The 15,649-nt window shown below is 39.2% G+C and carries 13 protein-coding genes; 4 read left to right on the plus strand and 9 right to left on the minus strand.

What is annotated here, in order from left to right:
- The first annotated feature begins 71 nt into the window (after positions 1 to 71).
- Positions 72 to 776, plus strand: a complete 705-nt coding sequence (locus AC4PHI_RS01945; RefSeq protein ID WP_492200647.1) for an AzlC family ABC transporter permease — start codon at positions 72 to 74, stop codon at positions 774 to 776.
- The gene (locus AC4PHI_RS01950) at positions 773 to 1,093 is read left to right on the plus strand and encodes a branched-chain amino acid transporter permease (RefSeq protein ID WP_492200648.1); all 321 of its coding nucleotides are present in this window, start codon (positions 773 to 775) and stop codon (positions 1,091 to 1,093) included. Before AC4PHI_RS01945 ends, AC4PHI_RS01950 begins: the two co-directional genes overlap by 4 nt.
- A gap of 123 nt (positions 1,094 to 1,216) precedes the next feature.
- On the opposite strand, the gene pfkB is transcribed toward AC4PHI_RS01950, so the two are convergent.
- The 9 genes from pfkB to AC4PHI_RS01995 form a co-directional block, all read right to left on the minus strand.
- Positions 1,217 to 2,134 (minus strand): 1-phosphofructokinase, encoded by a 918-nt coding sequence (gene pfkB, locus AC4PHI_RS01955; protein WP_492200649.1) that lies wholly within the window; start codon positions 2,132 to 2,134, stop codon positions 1,217 to 1,219.
- Positions 2,135 to 2,250: 116 nt separating this feature from the next.
- Positions 2,251 to 3,960: an IS1182 family transposase gene (locus AC4PHI_RS01960; protein ID WP_492200650.1), complete on the minus strand. Its 1,710-nt coding sequence runs from the start codon at positions 3,958 to 3,960 to the stop codon at positions 2,251 to 2,253.
- 201 nt (positions 3,961 to 4,161) lie between these two features.
- Positions 4,162 to 5,064: a homoserine O-succinyltransferase gene (locus tag AC4PHI_RS01965; protein ID WP_492200651.1), complete on the minus strand. Its 903-nt coding sequence runs from the start codon at positions 5,062 to 5,064 to the stop codon at positions 4,162 to 4,164.
- Positions 5,065 to 5,069: 5 nt separating this feature from the next.
- Complete coding sequence (locus AC4PHI_RS01970; protein WP_492200652.1) at positions 5,070 to 6,347, minus strand: O-acetylhomoserine aminocarboxypropyltransferase/cysteine synthase family protein; 1,278 nt, start codon at positions 6,345 to 6,347, stop codon at positions 5,070 to 5,072.
- Positions 6,348 to 6,380: 33 nt separating this feature from the next.
- Positions 6,381 to 7,493 carry a 5-methyltetrahydropteroyltriglutamate--homocysteine S-methyltransferase gene (locus AC4PHI_RS01975; RefSeq protein WP_492200653.1) on the minus strand — a complete coding sequence of 371 codons (1,113 nt, stop codon included), beginning with the start codon at positions 7,491 to 7,493 and terminating at the stop codon, positions 6,381 to 6,383.
- Positions 7,494 to 8,082: 589 nt separating this feature from the next.
- A complete protein-coding gene (locus tag AC4PHI_RS01980) occupies positions 8,083 to 8,565 on the minus strand; it encodes a GNAT family N-acetyltransferase (RefSeq protein ID WP_492200654.1) in 483 nt (160 codons plus the stop codon).
- Positions 8,566 to 8,674: 109 nt separating this feature from the next.
- The gene (locus AC4PHI_RS01985; RefSeq protein WP_492200655.1) at positions 8,675 to 10,234 is read right to left on the minus strand and encodes a response regulator transcription factor; all 1,560 of its coding nucleotides are present in this window, start codon (positions 10,232 to 10,234) and stop codon (positions 8,675 to 8,677) included.
- The gene (locus AC4PHI_RS01990; RefSeq protein WP_492200656.1) at positions 10,227 to 11,669 is read right to left on the minus strand and encodes a sensor histidine kinase; all 1,443 of its coding nucleotides are present in this window, start codon (positions 11,667 to 11,669) and stop codon (positions 10,227 to 10,229) included. The genes AC4PHI_RS01985 and AC4PHI_RS01990 overlap by 8 nt, the downstream gene beginning before the upstream one ends.
- Before the next feature lie 10 nt (positions 11,670 to 11,679).
- On the minus strand, positions 11,680 to 12,663 hold the full coding sequence (locus AC4PHI_RS01995) for an ABC transporter substrate-binding protein (protein WP_492201517.1): 984 nt from the start codon (positions 12,661 to 12,663) through the stop codon (positions 11,680 to 11,682).
- A gap of 240 nt (positions 12,664 to 12,903) precedes the next feature.
- Here AC4PHI_RS01995 and chvE point away from each other — a divergent pair, with 240 nt between their 5' ends.
- Complete coding sequence (gene chvE, locus AC4PHI_RS02000) at positions 12,904 to 14,004, plus strand: multiple monosaccharide ABC transporter substrate-binding protein (protein ID WP_492200657.1); 1,101 nt, start codon at positions 12,904 to 12,906, stop codon at positions 14,002 to 14,004.
- A 118-nt stretch (positions 14,005 to 14,122) separates the two neighbouring features.
- Positions 14,123 to 15,649, plus strand: a complete 1,527-nt coding sequence (gene mmsA, locus AC4PHI_RS02005) for a multiple monosaccharide ABC transporter ATP-binding protein (protein WP_492200658.1) — start codon at positions 14,123 to 14,125, stop codon at positions 15,647 to 15,649.

Consider the following 15,649-nt stretch of genomic DNA (forward strand, 5'->3'; position numbering starts at 1 on the left):
ATTTGACTTGAAAGACTTTTTTAACAATGTTAAAATTTTCTTTAAAATGTTATGCAAAGGTGCTGAAAAAAATGGAGAATAAATATATCAAGGCGTTTAAAGCGGCTTTTCCTAAAACAATTCCGATATTTGCAGGCTTTACCTTTTTAGGGATTTCATACGGCATGTTTGCAAACAGTCAAGGGTTCAATGTGTGGTATTCTCTTTTGATGAGCAGTCTGATTTTTGCCGGCTCAGTAGAATTTTTAACGATTGGTTTCTTGCTGGGGACCTTTCAGCCGCTAACCGTTCTTCTGATGACTCTAGTTGTCAACTTCCGTCATTTTTTCTACGGTATTTCCATGCTGGAAAAATTTAAGGGAACAGGATTAAAAAAATACTATTTGATATTCGGTATGTGTGACGAAACTTTTTCAATCAACTACACGGCAAAAATCCCTGAAGATGTGGATAAGGGCTGGTTTCTTTTTTTTGTGACCATATTAAATCAGTTTTACTGGGTGACGGGAGCTGTTGTGGGAAGTTTGCTCGGGGCGTCCATGAACGCAGATTTTGCGGGGATGGAATTTGTGATGACGGCTTTGTTCATCGTTTTATTTCTGGAGAGTTTTCTCAATGAGAAAGAGCATTTCAGTTCTTATTTGGGATTGAGTGTATCCCTGTTGTGTCTTTTTTTCTTTGGGGCGGAGAATTTTTTGCTTCCGGCCTTATTGAGTATCGCCGGCATTATTTTGTTAAGGGAGAACTTATCGCGGAAGGAAGGTGTCTCTAGATGACTTTGACAGAACAGATGGTAACCATCGGAATGGTGATTTTGGGGACAATGATGACACGTTTCTTACCGTTTATTTTATTTCCTGATAATCGTCCCACGCCAAAAATCGTTCAACAGATAGGCAGGCTGCTTCCCAGTGCTATTCTTGGCATGCTAGTGATATATTGTTATCGTCAAGTAGACGTGATTAGTAACCATGCTGGCTTTTTTGATATTATCGCCGGCATAGCAGTAGTGATAGTTCATCTGAAATGGCGTAACATGCTGCTATCTATTGCCTTTGGGACAATATTTTATATTTTATTGCTGCAATTGTAAAAAAGCGGGCTGCTTAAAGGGTCATTTTTAAAAAAGTCTATGCTGGTCTACAAAAAATCCTGCTCCATACAGTTTTAAGTATGTGAGGCAGGATTTTTTCGTCTGACTATGTATACAATTTTTTTAATGATAAGCTTCAACGACTACTTGCTGATACACTTCATTTATTTTATCAATGGAGGCTAAATCTTTTGAAAACGCAGTGGCACTGCCGCAGGCAACACCAAGTTTGAAGGCTTCCACAACATCACCACTTTTTAACAATGCATGGGTGAACCCTGCAATCATGGAGTCGCCGGCACCGACAGAGTTGACCAGTTTTTCTTCAGGGACATTTGAGCGGTATACTTTTTCACCGGTAAACAGCAACGCACCTTTTCCGCCTATGGAAACAAGGGCATGTAGGGCACCGAGAGACAGCAATTTTTTTCCATAGGGCAAAATATCGTCGCTGGATGAAAAAGTTGTTTGAAATATTTCCGCCAACTCGTCGTTGTTTGGCTTGACCAGCAGGGGGCGAAAAGCTAGAGCCTTTAACAGGTCTTTCCCCGAAGTATCAATGATGAAATTGGCTTTTCGCTGCTGAATCAGAGGAATCAGTTTGAGATAAAAATCTTCCCCTAAACATTTTGGGATGCTGCCGGATAAGATAACTAAATCGTCTTGGGTCAGCTGCTGGAATTTATTTTTTAGTCCATCAATTTCCCTTTCAGAGATGGTTGGACCAGCTCCGTTGATTTCGGTTTCCTCTTTTGCGCTTTTCATCTTCAAATTGATACGGGTCATCCCTTCGATAACAGTAAAATCATGACGTACCCCTTCTTTTTCTAATTCATTTTGAATAAACTCTCCTGTGAAACTTCCTAAAAAACCCCAGTTGACAGCAGTAGTCCCCAAGCGGTGGAGGACGCGGGACACATTGATTCCCTTTCCACCGGGCAAGGCGTATTCGTGGTGGGAGTGATTGAGTGCGCCAAGTTGCACGTTGTCAGCAGTGAAGACATAATCAATGGAAGGGTTTAGGGTCAGCGTGTAAATCATTTAAATACCTCCGTTAATGTCGTGATGTTTGGATAGACTTATTGCTCATCGAAAAAAAGTGTCTCTTTGATGAGTTTCCGATTCTTTTAACAGGAGTTTAACATACAGAATACTTCTCAGCAATCGGCAACTGCAAAACAATCTTTAACAGATTCTATTAAAAGAGGCTGACCCATAAGTCTCAAAAATAGTAAAAAGGGAACCAAAATCAATAAAAAGATTTTGGTTCCCTTATTTTTTTGTTTATTTAAGAGGTTCTTCCGCTGATAGGCAGTTAACTTTCTCAGATTAACCGCCATAAATGCAAAACCTAATTCGTTTCTCACCTTATCTTTACCTCTTACTGAAAATCGAGTGAAGCCTAAATTAGCCTTCAGATTTCCGAAGGCTGGTTCTACGTCTATTTTTCTTTGACCATATAATTTGCCTGTTCGTTCGTCTTTCAGAAGTGTCTGAACGTAAGCTTTAAAATAGTCCCAATTGCCGTTTTTTTGAATCATTCTATTACGACCCGACTTCGCTTTGGTACATTGAGAACGAACTGGGCAGTTTTCACAAGAAAGACATTCGTATATTTTTAATTGTCGTTGGTAGCCATAGTTATCTATACGATTGGCATAACGTTTAAACGGGACCTCACGGTCAATGGGACATAAATAGGTATCTCTTAACTCATCATACCGCCAATTCAAAGGATTAAAACGATTCTTTTTAAAACTTCTCTTTTTCTCTTTGCGGTACATCCCATAGGTTATCAAAGGTGTTTTTTCAAAGCCATCCACAATAGTTTCATAGTTTTCTTCACTACCATAACCGGCATCTGCCACAATATAGTCGGGTAAATCAAAATAGGTATTTTCTATGGTCCGTAAAAAAGGAACTAAAGTTCTCGTATCCGTAGGATTCGGAAAGATGTCATAAGCTAGGACATATTGTTGATTGGTCGCAATTTGGACATTGTAACCTGCTTTTAGTTGCCCATTGCGCATATGATCCTCTTTCATTCTCATAAAAGTGGCATCGTGATCTGTTTTGGAGTAACTATTTCTCTCACCTAAAATAGCTTTTTGACGGACATACCGTGACTGACGTTCTTTAAAATCAGAGAATTGCTTCAAGGCTTGTTTAGGTGCCTTTCGTTGAGAGCGTAGTTGTTTTCGTTTTTTAGCGCAGTCAGAGGTCTCAATTTCTTGAGTCAAATTTTCTACACTTGTTTCTAATGCCGTGATGATTTTTGAAAACTCTTTGTCTGAAAGGTCTTTGTCTTCATCACAAATAGAAGGAATGATGGTTTCCTTCACGAGTTGTTGATAAATCTCTTTTGATTTCTCTGTCAACTTAGCTTCATACTTTTCAATGCTTTTTTTCCAGACAAATGTGTATTTATTGGCATTGGCTTCTAACTTAGTACCGTCAATAAAGATGGCATCTGTTTCGATAAGATTCTGGGAAACCAAAAGGTTTCGGAATTGAATAAAGCATTCTTCTAATAACACTTGCATCTGAGGATGTACACGAAACCGATTAATCGTTCTAAAATTGGGTTGCTGGGATTGTGTCAGCCAGCGAGCGCGAATACTGTCTTTAGCTAGCGCTTCAATTCTTCTGCCAGAAAAAACAGACTGCGTGTAACCGCACAAAATCAACTTCAACATCATTTTAGGATGATAAGAGGTTGCACCCATCTGATGGTCAAAAACCGAGAAGGCTTTTTCTGGCATGCTTTCTACAAGTTCATTGATTGCAAAAGCGATGTCACCCTTTTCCAAATAAATTTCTAAATCTAGTGATAAAGTGACTTGATTCATGTTATAATCTTTGTACATAGATAGCACTCCCTTTTGGTTATGGTTGGTACTTTAATTATACAAGGAAGTGCTATTTTTATCGCTAAAAAAAGGAACAAAATCATAAAAAGATTTCGTTCCTTTTTGCATTGAATGAGGACTTATGGGTCAACCTCTGGGATGTAAATTTTTTCATGTGATTACCATGCGCCTTGCCTTGATTGCAGACGCAAGGAATTCTTATAATAAGTAATCAGTTTCTTGATAAACGGAGTAGTTTAGCCAGTTAAGATAAAACAAACTGGCGTCACTTGCCCAGCGGTTGATAATCGGCAGGTGTTTTTGGTCATTTTGATAGTAATTTTTAGGAAGCTTGACATTGTCTAAAAGCAAATCCCTTAAATATTCTTTTTCGAGTGTGTCAGCATCATACTCCGGGTGTCCCGCCATAAAAATAAATTTATCATCTTTGCTGCTTATTAAGTGATTGCCGGCTTCGGGTGATGTAGCCAGTACCCTTAAATCAGGGTGATTCAATATAGCTTCGGTGTCGCTGGCAGTATTTCTGGAATGGGGCACCCAAAAGGTATCTCCCATGCCTTGAAATAGACGATGATGGGTTTCGTTTTTCTGATGCTCAAAAATACCAAACAATTTCTTTTCTAACGGCTTCTTACCAATCCCATAATAGTAATAAAGAGCCGCCTGGCTTGCCCAGCAAATAAATAAAGTTGTAAAGATATTCGTTTGGCACCAATCCAAAATCATCGTTAATTCCTGCCAGTAATCTACCTCTTCGAAGGCTAAATGCTCGATAGGGGCACCGGTGATAATCATGGCATCGTATTTGTTGTGGCGAATGTCGGAAAACCGTTGATAAAAATTTTCCAGATGTCTTTTATCTGTATTTTTAGCCTGATAGGTTTCTGTTGTCAGCAGTGTGATATCCACCTGAATAATGCTGTTGCTTAATTTTCTCAGAAGCTGGGTTTCTGTGGTAATCTTATCAGGCATCAAATTTAAAATACAAATTTTTAACGGGCGGATATCTTGAGTTTTAGCTCGCAATTCTTTCATGATAATAATATTTTCGTCTTGAAGGATACCAGCAGCTGGCAAATCTTCTGGAACGATAATCGGCACAGTGTTTACCTCCTAATCGCTTGGTCCAAGTCCTGAATGATATCGTCAATGTTTTCCAAACCAACAGAGATTCGGATGAAATTATCTGTAATTCCTGCTGCAGCCAGTTCTTTTGCAGAAGACTGCCTGTGAGTCGTGCTGGCAGGATGGGAAACAATCGTACGGACATCCCCTACATTTACAGCATTGATACAGAGTTCTAAATGATTGATAAAGTTTTTGCACTTTTCTAAATCTCCCTTTAATTGAAGGGACAAGATACCGCCAGCACCATTTTTAAAGTATTCAACGGCTCGAGGATAATCTTTATGGCTTTCAAGTAGTGGGTAGGAGACAGAAGCAACATCTTCATGTGCCTCTAGCCATTTTGCCAGCTTCAAAGCATTTTCGGAAACGTATTTCAACCGCAGACTGAGTGTCTGAATGCCATTCAAAACAAGGTAACTGTTGAAAGGACTTGCGGTCAAACCAGTGTCTCGCAGCACTTGTGTCCGTACTTTATAAATAAATGCGGCATTGCCGAAAGTTTCTGCATAAACCAGTCCATGGTAGGCTGGATCAGGTGTGGTAAAGGCAGGGAATTTTCCATTAGCCCAGTCAAATGTACCGCAATCTACTATCACACCTGAGAGTGCATTGCCGTGTCCTCCCAGATATTTTGTTGCAGCATGGACAATGATGTCTGCTCCATGTTCCTTCGCTTGAAAAATGCCAGGAGGAGAAAATGTGTTATCAACTACAAAGGGAATTTGAGCTTTCTTTGCCAGTTGTGAGAATTTTTCACAATCCAATACGTTGATATTAGGGTTGCCGATGACTTCAGCAAAAATCAGCTTTGTATTCGGCTGAATCAGCACTTCAAGTTCTTCTATACTAGCATCTTGATCGACAAAAGTTGTTTCGATACCTAAACGGTGGAGAGTATTGGAAAGTAGAGCCAAAGTCCCGCCGTATAATTCTTTCGTTGCTAAAATATGGTCGCCTGTGTTGCAGATGGCTAAAATTGTTGCAGTCACAGCACTGGCTCCTGAAGAAACTGTCAGTCCGCCCACACCGCCTTCCAGATCGTTGACCACATTGCCCAGATCATCGTTTGTCGGATTGGTGAGCCGTGTATAAATATTTCCCGCAACTTTTAAATCGAAAAGATCGGCGCCATGGTCAGCATCATCAAAAATGAACGCTGTGGAAGGATAGATGCCTCTGGCTACAGAATTTTTGTCGTCCCCTCTAAAATTTTGATGAACGGCAATCGTGTCTAAATGATATTTTTTTTCACTCATGTTTTTTCCTCCTTAAGAATGTATGTTTTTATGTTATAAGTTGTCAATCGCTTGTGCTAACTCTCCGACTAATCTGACTTTAGCCCACTGTTCCTCTTCCGTTAAATGGTTTCCTTCTTCTGTCGATGCAAAGCCGCATTGAGGGGAAACACAAATTTGTTCCAGCGGGACGAATTGTGCCGCTTCTTTGACCCGTGCAATCAAATCGTCCAGATTTTCCAGCTCAGGTGTTTTAGAAGTAATCAACCCTAGAACGATTTTTTGTTTTTTCAAATCTTTAAGTGCCTTGAAATCACCAGCACGGTCGGAATCATATTCCAAGAAAAAACCGTCAAAGTGTTCGATGTCAAATAACCGTTTGGCAATCAAATCATAGTCCCCTTCATACAACCAGGAAGATTGGAAATTTCCCCGACAAGTATGGAACGTGATGGCCATATCTTCCGGCTTATTTGCAATGGCCTGTTCTGTAATATCGCCAAATTTTTGCAGTAATTTTTTCGGGTCGTGACCCAGAGAGAGGATCAGCTCATCGTATTTTTGGTCGGGCAGAGAATTCCATGCTGTGTCGTCAATTTGCAAGTAGCGGCAACCCGCATCATAGAAAGCCTGAATTGCATCTTGATAAGTTTTAATCAAATCATTTTCTAAATCTTCCAAGTTGTCATAGACAGGGTGTTCAGCGTACTGTTTAGAAATAATCGCTCCTGAAAAATAAATCAGACAGGGACCGGGAATGGTTTGTTTTGCGATAGCATCGCCTGCGTGAGCTTTCACAAACTTAAAATGCTCTAAAAAAGGATGATCGGGGTTGAAACTCAACTTATCGCTGACATAATAACTTTCCACGTCCTTTGCTTTGACCCCTTGAAACATGGTAATGTCTCCAAGAGATACTTTGGTGATGCCGTTCAGTCCAACAATAAAGTCCAAGTGCCACCATCTGCGGCGAAATTCTCCATCAGTTACCGCATGCAGCCCGTTTTCTTTTTGTTTTTCGATTAACTGGATGATTGCCTCGTCTTCAACTTTCCGAAGTTCTTCTCGGCTGATATTGCCTTTCTTGAATGCTTCTCTAGCTTTTTTTAATTCGGCGGGGCGTAAAAAACTTCCCACGATGTCGTTTCTAAAAGGTGCCTTAGTCATTTGTTTGTCCTCCTGTTTTTTTAAAATAAAAAACACCTTCTCTGCATTAAATGCAAAGAAGGTGTTGAATCTACACGTTACCACTTCTTTTCGTCTATCATTCACATGATAAACCTCTTCAGGTACGCTTTTAAATAAAAGAAATACCTTATTCCGCTATCGGGGAAATCCGTCTCAGCCTTAGTGTCAAACTTCGGTGAGCATCACTCGGGAGCCATTTTCATAGACTGTCTTCATTTTATCCCTCTCAGCAAATAGGATATTTTCTGTGATAAAGCTTCATCTATTACTTTTTCCGTCATCGTGCTTTTTCATGTTTTCACTATCTTAACTTGTTAAATGATAAAAGTCAACTCGATTTTTAATTTTTCTTTAATCTACCTGATTGCCTTAAATTTTAAAATTGGGGAATAAGTATTGCAAGAGGGAAGTCTCTCTTAAAACTTATTCTCGTTTAGAAACAGCAGCATTTTTAAACGAATATTTTTTTGAATCAATGCTTTTTTAGAAATTTTCAACAGTATTTTCGGAAGACACAGTCTATTGTTTGCTTATCATTACCAAAGGATTCAGAGAAATCGTGATAAAATCATTTCAATATCCCCATAAAGTAACTGTCTTTATACTTGCCGTTAGCAAAAAATTGTTCTTTCAATGTGCCTTCGATTTTAAACCCTAATTTTTGGTAAATATATATAGCAGCTTTGTCTGTAATGTCCACATAAAGATAGACTTTATGTAGATTCAACGTTTGAAAAGCATAATCCAATCCTCTTTTCATTGCTTCCTGAGCCAATCCCTGACCGCTGAATTCTTCCATAATGACGATTTGTATTTCGCAATTTCTGTGGATATAGTCGATGGCCATCAATTCCACGATGCCGGCAAATTCGCCATCAACATCAATAACAAATCTTCTTTCACTGTTGTCGTGGATGTGTTTGTCATACAGACTAGTTAGTTCGCTTAAAGACTCATAGGGTTCTTCAAACCACAAGCGCATGAATTCTTTCTGATTGTTGATCGTGTGGACATTGATTAAATCTGTTCTTTCTAAAGCTCTGATTTCCATGACTATTCCTCCTTGGCATCATTGTATGACACAACATGCAGCCAGTCAAAGAAAATAGTGAAAAATCGTTATTTAAAAAGGGGGCGCTGTATAAGTTTTTTGCAGGCGATCAGCCATTTTTTTGCCGGTAACTTGTAGGGGAAAGACCTGTTTTTTTCTTGAAGAGATAACTGAAATAATTTGAGTCGTTGTAGCCGATATCCAGTGCAATATCCGTCAGCTTCAAGTTGGTTTCCTTTAATAGATGTTTGGCGTGATTAATTCTTTGTTCAGTCAAATAATCAATGAACGTTTTCCCCATGGACTGGGAAAAGATGGTGCTGAAATGTGCAGAGCTTAGATTCAATTCTTCTGCGACCATACTTAGGGACATGTCCTGATCAGTGTAGTGTTCATGGATGTAATTTAATGCGTGATTGATCACACTTTGATATTTCAGCATGGAAGGGTGGACTTTGGCCCGTATCAAATGACTGATGATTTCTTCGATTATTTGGGAATAGGCGGTTTCATCTGAAGCAATGTCGATTAAATCCCCAGGCTCCTCAGAAATTTTGAATACCTCCTCAATGGCAATCTGCTTTTTTTTCAGCAAATTCCCCAACTCAACTAAAATAAAAAACCGGTACATTCTGGTTCTTTCCCAACTGCCCTGGGCTTCATTCAACTGGGAGATTAACTTGTTTTTATTGTCCTGAGTCAGAGAAGAAATTTCTTTTGCCAAGTCCATTTTAAAAGGATGGGTAGGTGAAAGTTCCCCTTCTTTCATATCGTCTTCATAGCTGATGATTTTTTCTACCCTTACTTGACCATAACTGCTGAGCATTTGTTGTGCGATTTCAAAGGCATGAGGAATTTCAGTAAGCCGTTTAACCACAGGCCCGATAGCGACAGCGATATCATCTTGATAGTTTTGTTCCAACTCATGAATCAGGGTATGAGCAATTTGGTAACTTTTTTCCAGCACTTGAGTTTTGGAAGAATGAAAAATAAAAAATTTTATAAACTGGGAAGAAACGCCGGAAAAGATGATTTCCTTGTCATCACCAAATAAAAAGTTTAAATAACCAGTAAAATGAGTGTAATCATCGAAGCTGCTTTTGAATTTGTTCGTCACTAACAAAACAGTATATTTTTTCCCAACGATAGAAAGACTGAATTTTTCTTCTTGAGTGATAACCTCATTGATTGATAATTTTCCTTTGAATAAGCTGTTTAGAAAATGATTTTTTTTGATTTCATCAACAAGAGTTTCTGAGTCGGAAGCAGCTTCAGTCGTCGACTTTTTTTTCTGCAGCTGAGTCACCGCTTTTTCCATGGCATTTTCAAGCTCTTCTAATTTGACGGGTTTCAAAAGATATTCATCTGCTTGGACTTGTATTGCCCCTTTCATGTATTCGAAGTCATCAAATCCGCTGATGAAGATAATCCGCGCCCAAGGAAGGGTCTTACGTGCTTCTTTTGCAAAAGACAAGCCGTCCATAAAGGGCATTTTAATATCTGTCAAAATAATATCCGGCTGCAAATCGATAATTGAGGCAAGGGCCATTTCTCCGTCGCCTGCTTCTCCAACATAATTGATAGGGAATTTATGACTGAGACTCATCACCTGCTGTCTCAGAGTGTTTCTGATGAGATACTCATCTTCAACGATAAAAACATCATACATGTGATTGTTCCTCCTGTCTCTTTGGGACGGTAAGAGTGACTGTTGTCCCAACATTGTAGCTGCTTTCGAGCTGAATGCCAGCACTGCGCCCATAGTAGAGCAACAGTCGTTTGTTGACATTGTATAAACCGTATCCAGTAGTAAACTCCGAATCAAGTCCATTTTTCAGTTCTTCTTGGATTTCAGCCAATCGTTCAGGTAAAATACCGATACCATTATCTTTGATTTTAAAAATAAGGGAGTCTTGTTGCTCACGGACTGAAACGTGGATGAAGCCTTGTCTGCGAGTATGTTTAGTGCCATGGTAAATGGCGTTTTCAATCAAGGGTTGTAAAACCATTTTTAAAATTTTATATTCTTGAATGTCGCATGAAGCATCAATTTGATAGTCCAGCATTTCTCCATAACGAATTTTTAAGATGATAAGATAATCTTCGATATGTTTGAGTTCAGTATTGACAGTGATCCAGTCGTTCCCTTTACTTAATGAAATTCTGAAAAAATCAGAAAGTGCATAAGTGGTTTCTTTGGCTTTTTCATAATCATGCTGTTCAATCAACGATAAAATAGCATCCAGACTGTTATAAATAAAATGAGGCGTAATTTGCGCCTGGAGGACACGGACTTCACTTTGAGCAAGATGATATTGTTTCAGAGCATTCTCTTCCAGGAGAGTGGTCAAATCATCAGCCATGGCATTGAGTCTTTCTGTGAGTGAACGCAGTTCTACCGTATCAGGCAATGCCATCCGGTAAGATAAATTCCCCTTGGACAGCTCATCAGCCATGTGAATCAGCCTATTTAGAGGCTGATGGATTTTATGAATCTGAAATTTATCATTTTTATAAACGAAGTAGACAATAGCTGCAACGATAAATATTTCAGCACTGGCAATAGCAATCAGGGAATGAAAAAGCTCTTCATTCTTTTTGCTGGCCAATCCGATTTCTACTTGTACGAAAGTTTGCAAAATATCAGAGAGCAGTTGCGTCACAGAATCAACTTGAATCATGATTTCCTCATTTTTATCAATGGAATGTCCTGTTTCGAGGTTTTCAATGATTTGATCCTGATAATTTTCCAAAGTATCCAGAGTACGGGTGGCCACATCTAATGTGCTTTTTTCTTGAAAAGTCGTGGTGTTTTGCTTGATATCGTTTATCTCCATACGTAAGTGATTAAGCATATTTTGCTGGGAGTAATCATGGACGGAGACTTGACCAAAAACAAGATCCCACATATTTTCTAAAACTACATCTCCTGAATTTTCCTCAATGATGTTGGCTTCTTGGATATTGGCGACTATTTTTTGATACATGTAAATTTGTCTAGTGTAGAGGAAAGCACTTATAAGCAACGGGATAATTGCTAAACCAAGCATCAGTTTGTTGGTGCGGGAAAAAATTTGCTTGATGCTGGGCGTATTAATTTTCATGATATTCCTCCTAGTAGTTTCTCGTTGGGATGTTGTCTAAGTTGCCTTGATCAGAAAAAACTGTTTCCGGCATGTAGATTTCCCGGGCGATGTTATTTTTTTTTCCGGAAAAAAGCCGTTCAACAGTGTTGGCAACAAACCATCCGGCATTCGGATTGCATTCAACCACACAATTCACGGTACCGTTTCTAAGCAATTCTATCATTTCAGCTTGTCCGTCGATAGTGACGATGATAAGATCTTTTCCGGGAACGATATCTATGCTTTTCAATGCATCGATAGCCCCAAGGGTCATTTCATCGCTATGGCTGTAAAGTACATCAATATTTGCCAAACCCTGTTCTTCGATAAAATTCAGCATAGCTTCTTCACCTTTTTTCCTGATAAAATCACCTTTGATTGTAGCAGTGATTTCCATCTTCAAGTCAGGATTTTCCGGATCATCCCAATTGATGGCTTCCAAAAAACCTTCTGAGCGCAAGGTAGTGGGAGAGGTATCTGACAATCCCTTGAGCTCTAAAATATTTACTTCCTTTATTCCTTTTTTATCGAAATGGTTTCTCACGTAAAGACCAGCTCTATTTCCTTCGGCTTTAAAGCTTGGCCCAATATGGGTCAGGAAAAGACTCTCGTCTGTTACTTCGAAGTGGCGGTCGACGACGATGACCTCAATATTTGCTTTTTGTGCTTCTTTTAAGACAGGTTCCCATCCGGTTTCCTTGAGCGGAGTAAAAACAATCACATCCACTTTGTGGGCGATAAACGTCCGTAAGTCTTGAATTTGTCTTTCTTGATTCATAAAGCCGTTTCGATATAATACTTGATAGTCGCGTTTTTCCAGTTCTTCGCGTATGGACTGAGTATGTTTTTTCCGCCAATTGCTTTCAGTTCCGGACTGAGAAAACCCGACAACAATACTTTTTTCTTTAGCTTCATCTTCTGTATTTGCTTTTTGACATCCCACTAAAATAAAAGCAAACAAAAAAATAATCATTTTTCTTTTCAATGTTAACTTCCCCCTGAGATCGTTTTCTCTATTCATAGTTTAACAAAAAAAACGTATTAAGGAGAGCTTTGTTCAACTGAAAGAAAAAATTTCAAGGAAAACTAAAAAAAATCAAGATAGGATTATAAAAGGCTAACGAATACGAATGGGAATCAAAAAAAAATGAATGAAACTTTTTTTTGAAAGGGTATACTTAAATCATAAAATAACAAACACGGAGGGATTTTAATGAAACTTGGTTTAAAAAGACTTATGGCATTGGGACTGCTTTTGTGTGCCGGATTGTCCTTAGCAGCTTGCGGCGGAGATAAAAAAGCTTCCGGCGGCGGGGGCGGAGATGTGGGCTATGTAGGGATTGCAATGCCGACGAAATCAGCAGAACGCTGGATTTCAGATGGAAATAATATGGTTAAGGAACTGGAAAAACTTGGTTACAAGACTGATTTGCAATATGGGGAAGATAAGGTAGAAAACCAAGTAGCGCAAATCGAAAACATGATTACCAAAGGGGTAGATACTCTTGTCATTGCTTCAATCGATGGTTCAGCACTGACAGACGTATTGGAAAAAGCACATAAAGAAGATATCAAAGTTATCGCTTATGATCGCTTGCTGATGAACTCAGAGTACGTGGACTATTATGCAACATTTGATAACTTTGCAGTGGGAGTTTTACAGGCATCCTACATTGAAGAACAGCTTGGTCTGAAAGATGGTGAAGGACCATTTAATATTGAATTGTTTGGCGGTTCCCCGGATGATAACAATGCTTTGATTAATTTCAATGGGGTGATGTCAGTATTTCAACCTTATATTGACAGCAAGCAATTAGTTGTACCGTCTGGACAAACTAGTTTTAGTCAGATAGCTACTTTACGCTGGGACGGGTCAACAGCTCAAGCCCGGATGGATAACTTGCTAAGTGCCAACTATACCGATAAGCAGCTGGATGCAGTGTTGTCACCTTACGACCCGATTAGTCTGGGGATTATTTCATCACTTAAAGGTGTTGGCTACGGTGCTTCTGATAAAGCACTGCCGGTAATCACTGGACAAGATGCGACGATTTCTGGATTGAAATCCATTATCGCAGGAGAGCAGACACAAACTGTCTTTAAAGACACCCGGACATTAGCTAAAAACACAATTGAAATGATTGAAGCTATCAACAAAGGAAAAGAAGTGCCGGTGAACGATACTGAAACCTATGATAATGGCGTGAAAGTAGTGCCGACATATCTGGCAACACCAGTTTCTGTTAACAAGGAAAATTACAAAGCAGAATTAATCGATACAGAATATTATACGGAAGCAGATTTAGAAGAATAGGTCAAAACACACAAAGGACCGAAGCTGTTTCGGTCCTTTCCTGATTACAGGGACAGCAGAAATATTCTTGCAAACAACTTCCTTTTTAAAAATTTAAAAGCGGGAAAGGATGTATAAGATGGCAGACACTATTTTGGAAATGAAAAATATTATAAAAGAATTCTCTGGTGTTCGTGCGTTGGATAATGTGAACCTTAAAATCACTCAAGGGGAAATTCATGCCCTGTGCGGTGAAAATGGTGCAGGGAAATCCACCTTGATGAATGTTCTCAGCGGTCTGTATCCTTACGGCAGTTACGATGGAGAAGTTATTTACGAAGGGGAGCTATGCGAATTTAAAAACTTAAGGGATAGCGAAGATAAAGGAATCGTAATCATCCATCAGGAATTGGCATTGATTCCCTATTTATCAATCAAAGAGAATATTTTTTTAGGAAACGAGCAGACTTCCCATGGCATTATTGATTGGAATTTGACTGAAAAGAAAACAGAAAATTTATTAAAAACGGTAGGGTTAAGGCTCAACCCTAATATGCTGGTTTCTCAAATCGGTGTGGGTCAGCAGCAACTGGTTGAAATCGCTAAAGCTTTTGCCAAATCAGTCAAACTACTGATATTAGATGAACCTACAGCTGCGTTGAATGAAGAAGAAAGTATGAACTTATTGGAGTTAATCAAGGAGTTTAAGGTTCAGGGGATCACATCAATTATCATTTCACATAAATTAAATGAAATCGTGAATGTGGCGGATCGGATTACTATATTAAGAGACGGGCAGACGATTGAGACGTTAGAGCACGACCAGATCAATGAAAATAGAATTATACGAGGGATGGTGGGACGGGATTTAACGAATCGGTATCCGGAACGCCGCCCAAATATCGGCGAAGTCTATTTTCAGGTTAAAGATTGGAGTGTCCATCATCCAATTGACGGGGAACGTTTAATCAATAAGAATATCAATTTGAATATTAAGCGAGGCGAGATTATCGGCATTGCAGGTTTGATGGGTGCCGGCAGAACGGAATTTGCCATGAGTGTTTTTGGTCATTCCTACGGCAGTAATATTTCGGGACAAGTGTTTATTGATGGGAAAGAAATTTCCGTTCAAAATGTTCCGTTAGCTATCGAAAATGGTTTGGCATATGTTTCAGAAGACCGTAAAGCACTGGGATTAAATCTGTTGATGGATATTCGTGAAAATACAACGATCGCCAGTTTGGATAAAATCAGCCGTACAGGCGTGATAGACAAAGAAAAAGAAATTTTAGCTTCGGAAAACTATAGAAAAAAGCTAAAAACAAAAGCGAGTTCGGTTTTTCAAAACGTGGGAAGTCTCAGTGGAGGCAACCAGCAAAAAGTTGTGTTGTCAAAATGGCTGATGACTGAACCCGAAGTTTTCTTTCTGGATGAACCTACCCGAGGCATTGATGTAGGGGCGAAATTTGAAATATACACGATTATTGAAGAGATGGCTTCCCAAGGGAAATGTATTTGTATCATTTCTTCAGAGCTGCCTGAGCTTTTAGGCATGTGTGACCGCATCTATACCATGAATGAAGGGGAATTCACCGGAGAAGTGATGCGTGAAGATGCGGATCAGGAAGTTTTAATGGATTTAATGACTATGGAGAAGAAGGTGTAG

It is taken from the genome of Vagococcus sp. QWL-13 (assembly GCF_058683555.1).

Bases quoted from the DNA above. Each gene is read 5' to 3' on its own strand.
- AC4PHI_RS01945 (WP_492200647.1), top strand. From the start codon at position 72: ATGGAGAATAAATATATCAAGGCGTTTAAAGCGGCTTTTCCTAAAACA.
- AC4PHI_RS01950 (WP_492200648.1), top strand. From the start codon at position 773: ATGACTTTGACAGAACAGATGGTAACCATCGGAATGGTGATTTTGGGG.
- pfkB (WP_492200649.1), bottom strand. From the start codon at position 2,134: ATGATTTACACGCTGACCCTAAACCCTTCCATTGATTATGTCTTCACT.
- AC4PHI_RS01960 (WP_492200650.1), bottom strand. From the start codon at position 3,960: ATGTACAAAGATTATAACATGAATCAAGTCACTTTATCACTAGATTTA.
- AC4PHI_RS01970 (WP_492200652.1), bottom strand. From the start codon at position 6,347: ATGAGTGAAAAAAAATATCATTTAGACACGATTGCCGTTCATCAAAAT.
- AC4PHI_RS01975 (WP_492200653.1), bottom strand. From the start codon at position 7,493: ATGACTAAGGCACCTTTTAGAAACGACATCGTGGGAAGTTTTTTACGC.
- AC4PHI_RS01980 (WP_492200654.1), bottom strand. From the start codon at position 8,565: ATGGAAATCAGAGCTTTAGAAAGAACAGATTTAATCAATGTCCACACG.
- AC4PHI_RS01985 (WP_492200655.1), bottom strand. From the start codon at position 10,234: ATGTATGATGTTTTTATCGTTGAAGATGAGTATCTCATCAGAAACACT.
- AC4PHI_RS01990 (WP_492200656.1), bottom strand. From the start codon at position 11,669: ATGAAAATTAATACGCCCAGCATCAAGCAAATTTTTTCCCGCACCAAC.
- AC4PHI_RS01995 (WP_492201517.1), bottom strand. From the start codon at position 12,663: ATGATTATTTTTTTGTTTGCTTTTATTTTAGTGGGATGTCAAAAAGCA.
- chvE (WP_492200657.1), top strand. From the start codon at position 12,904: ATGAAACTTGGTTTAAAAAGACTTATGGCATTGGGACTGCTTTTGTGT.
- mmsA (WP_492200658.1), top strand. From the start codon at position 14,123: ATGGCAGACACTATTTTGGAAATGAAAAATATTATAAAAGAATTCTCT.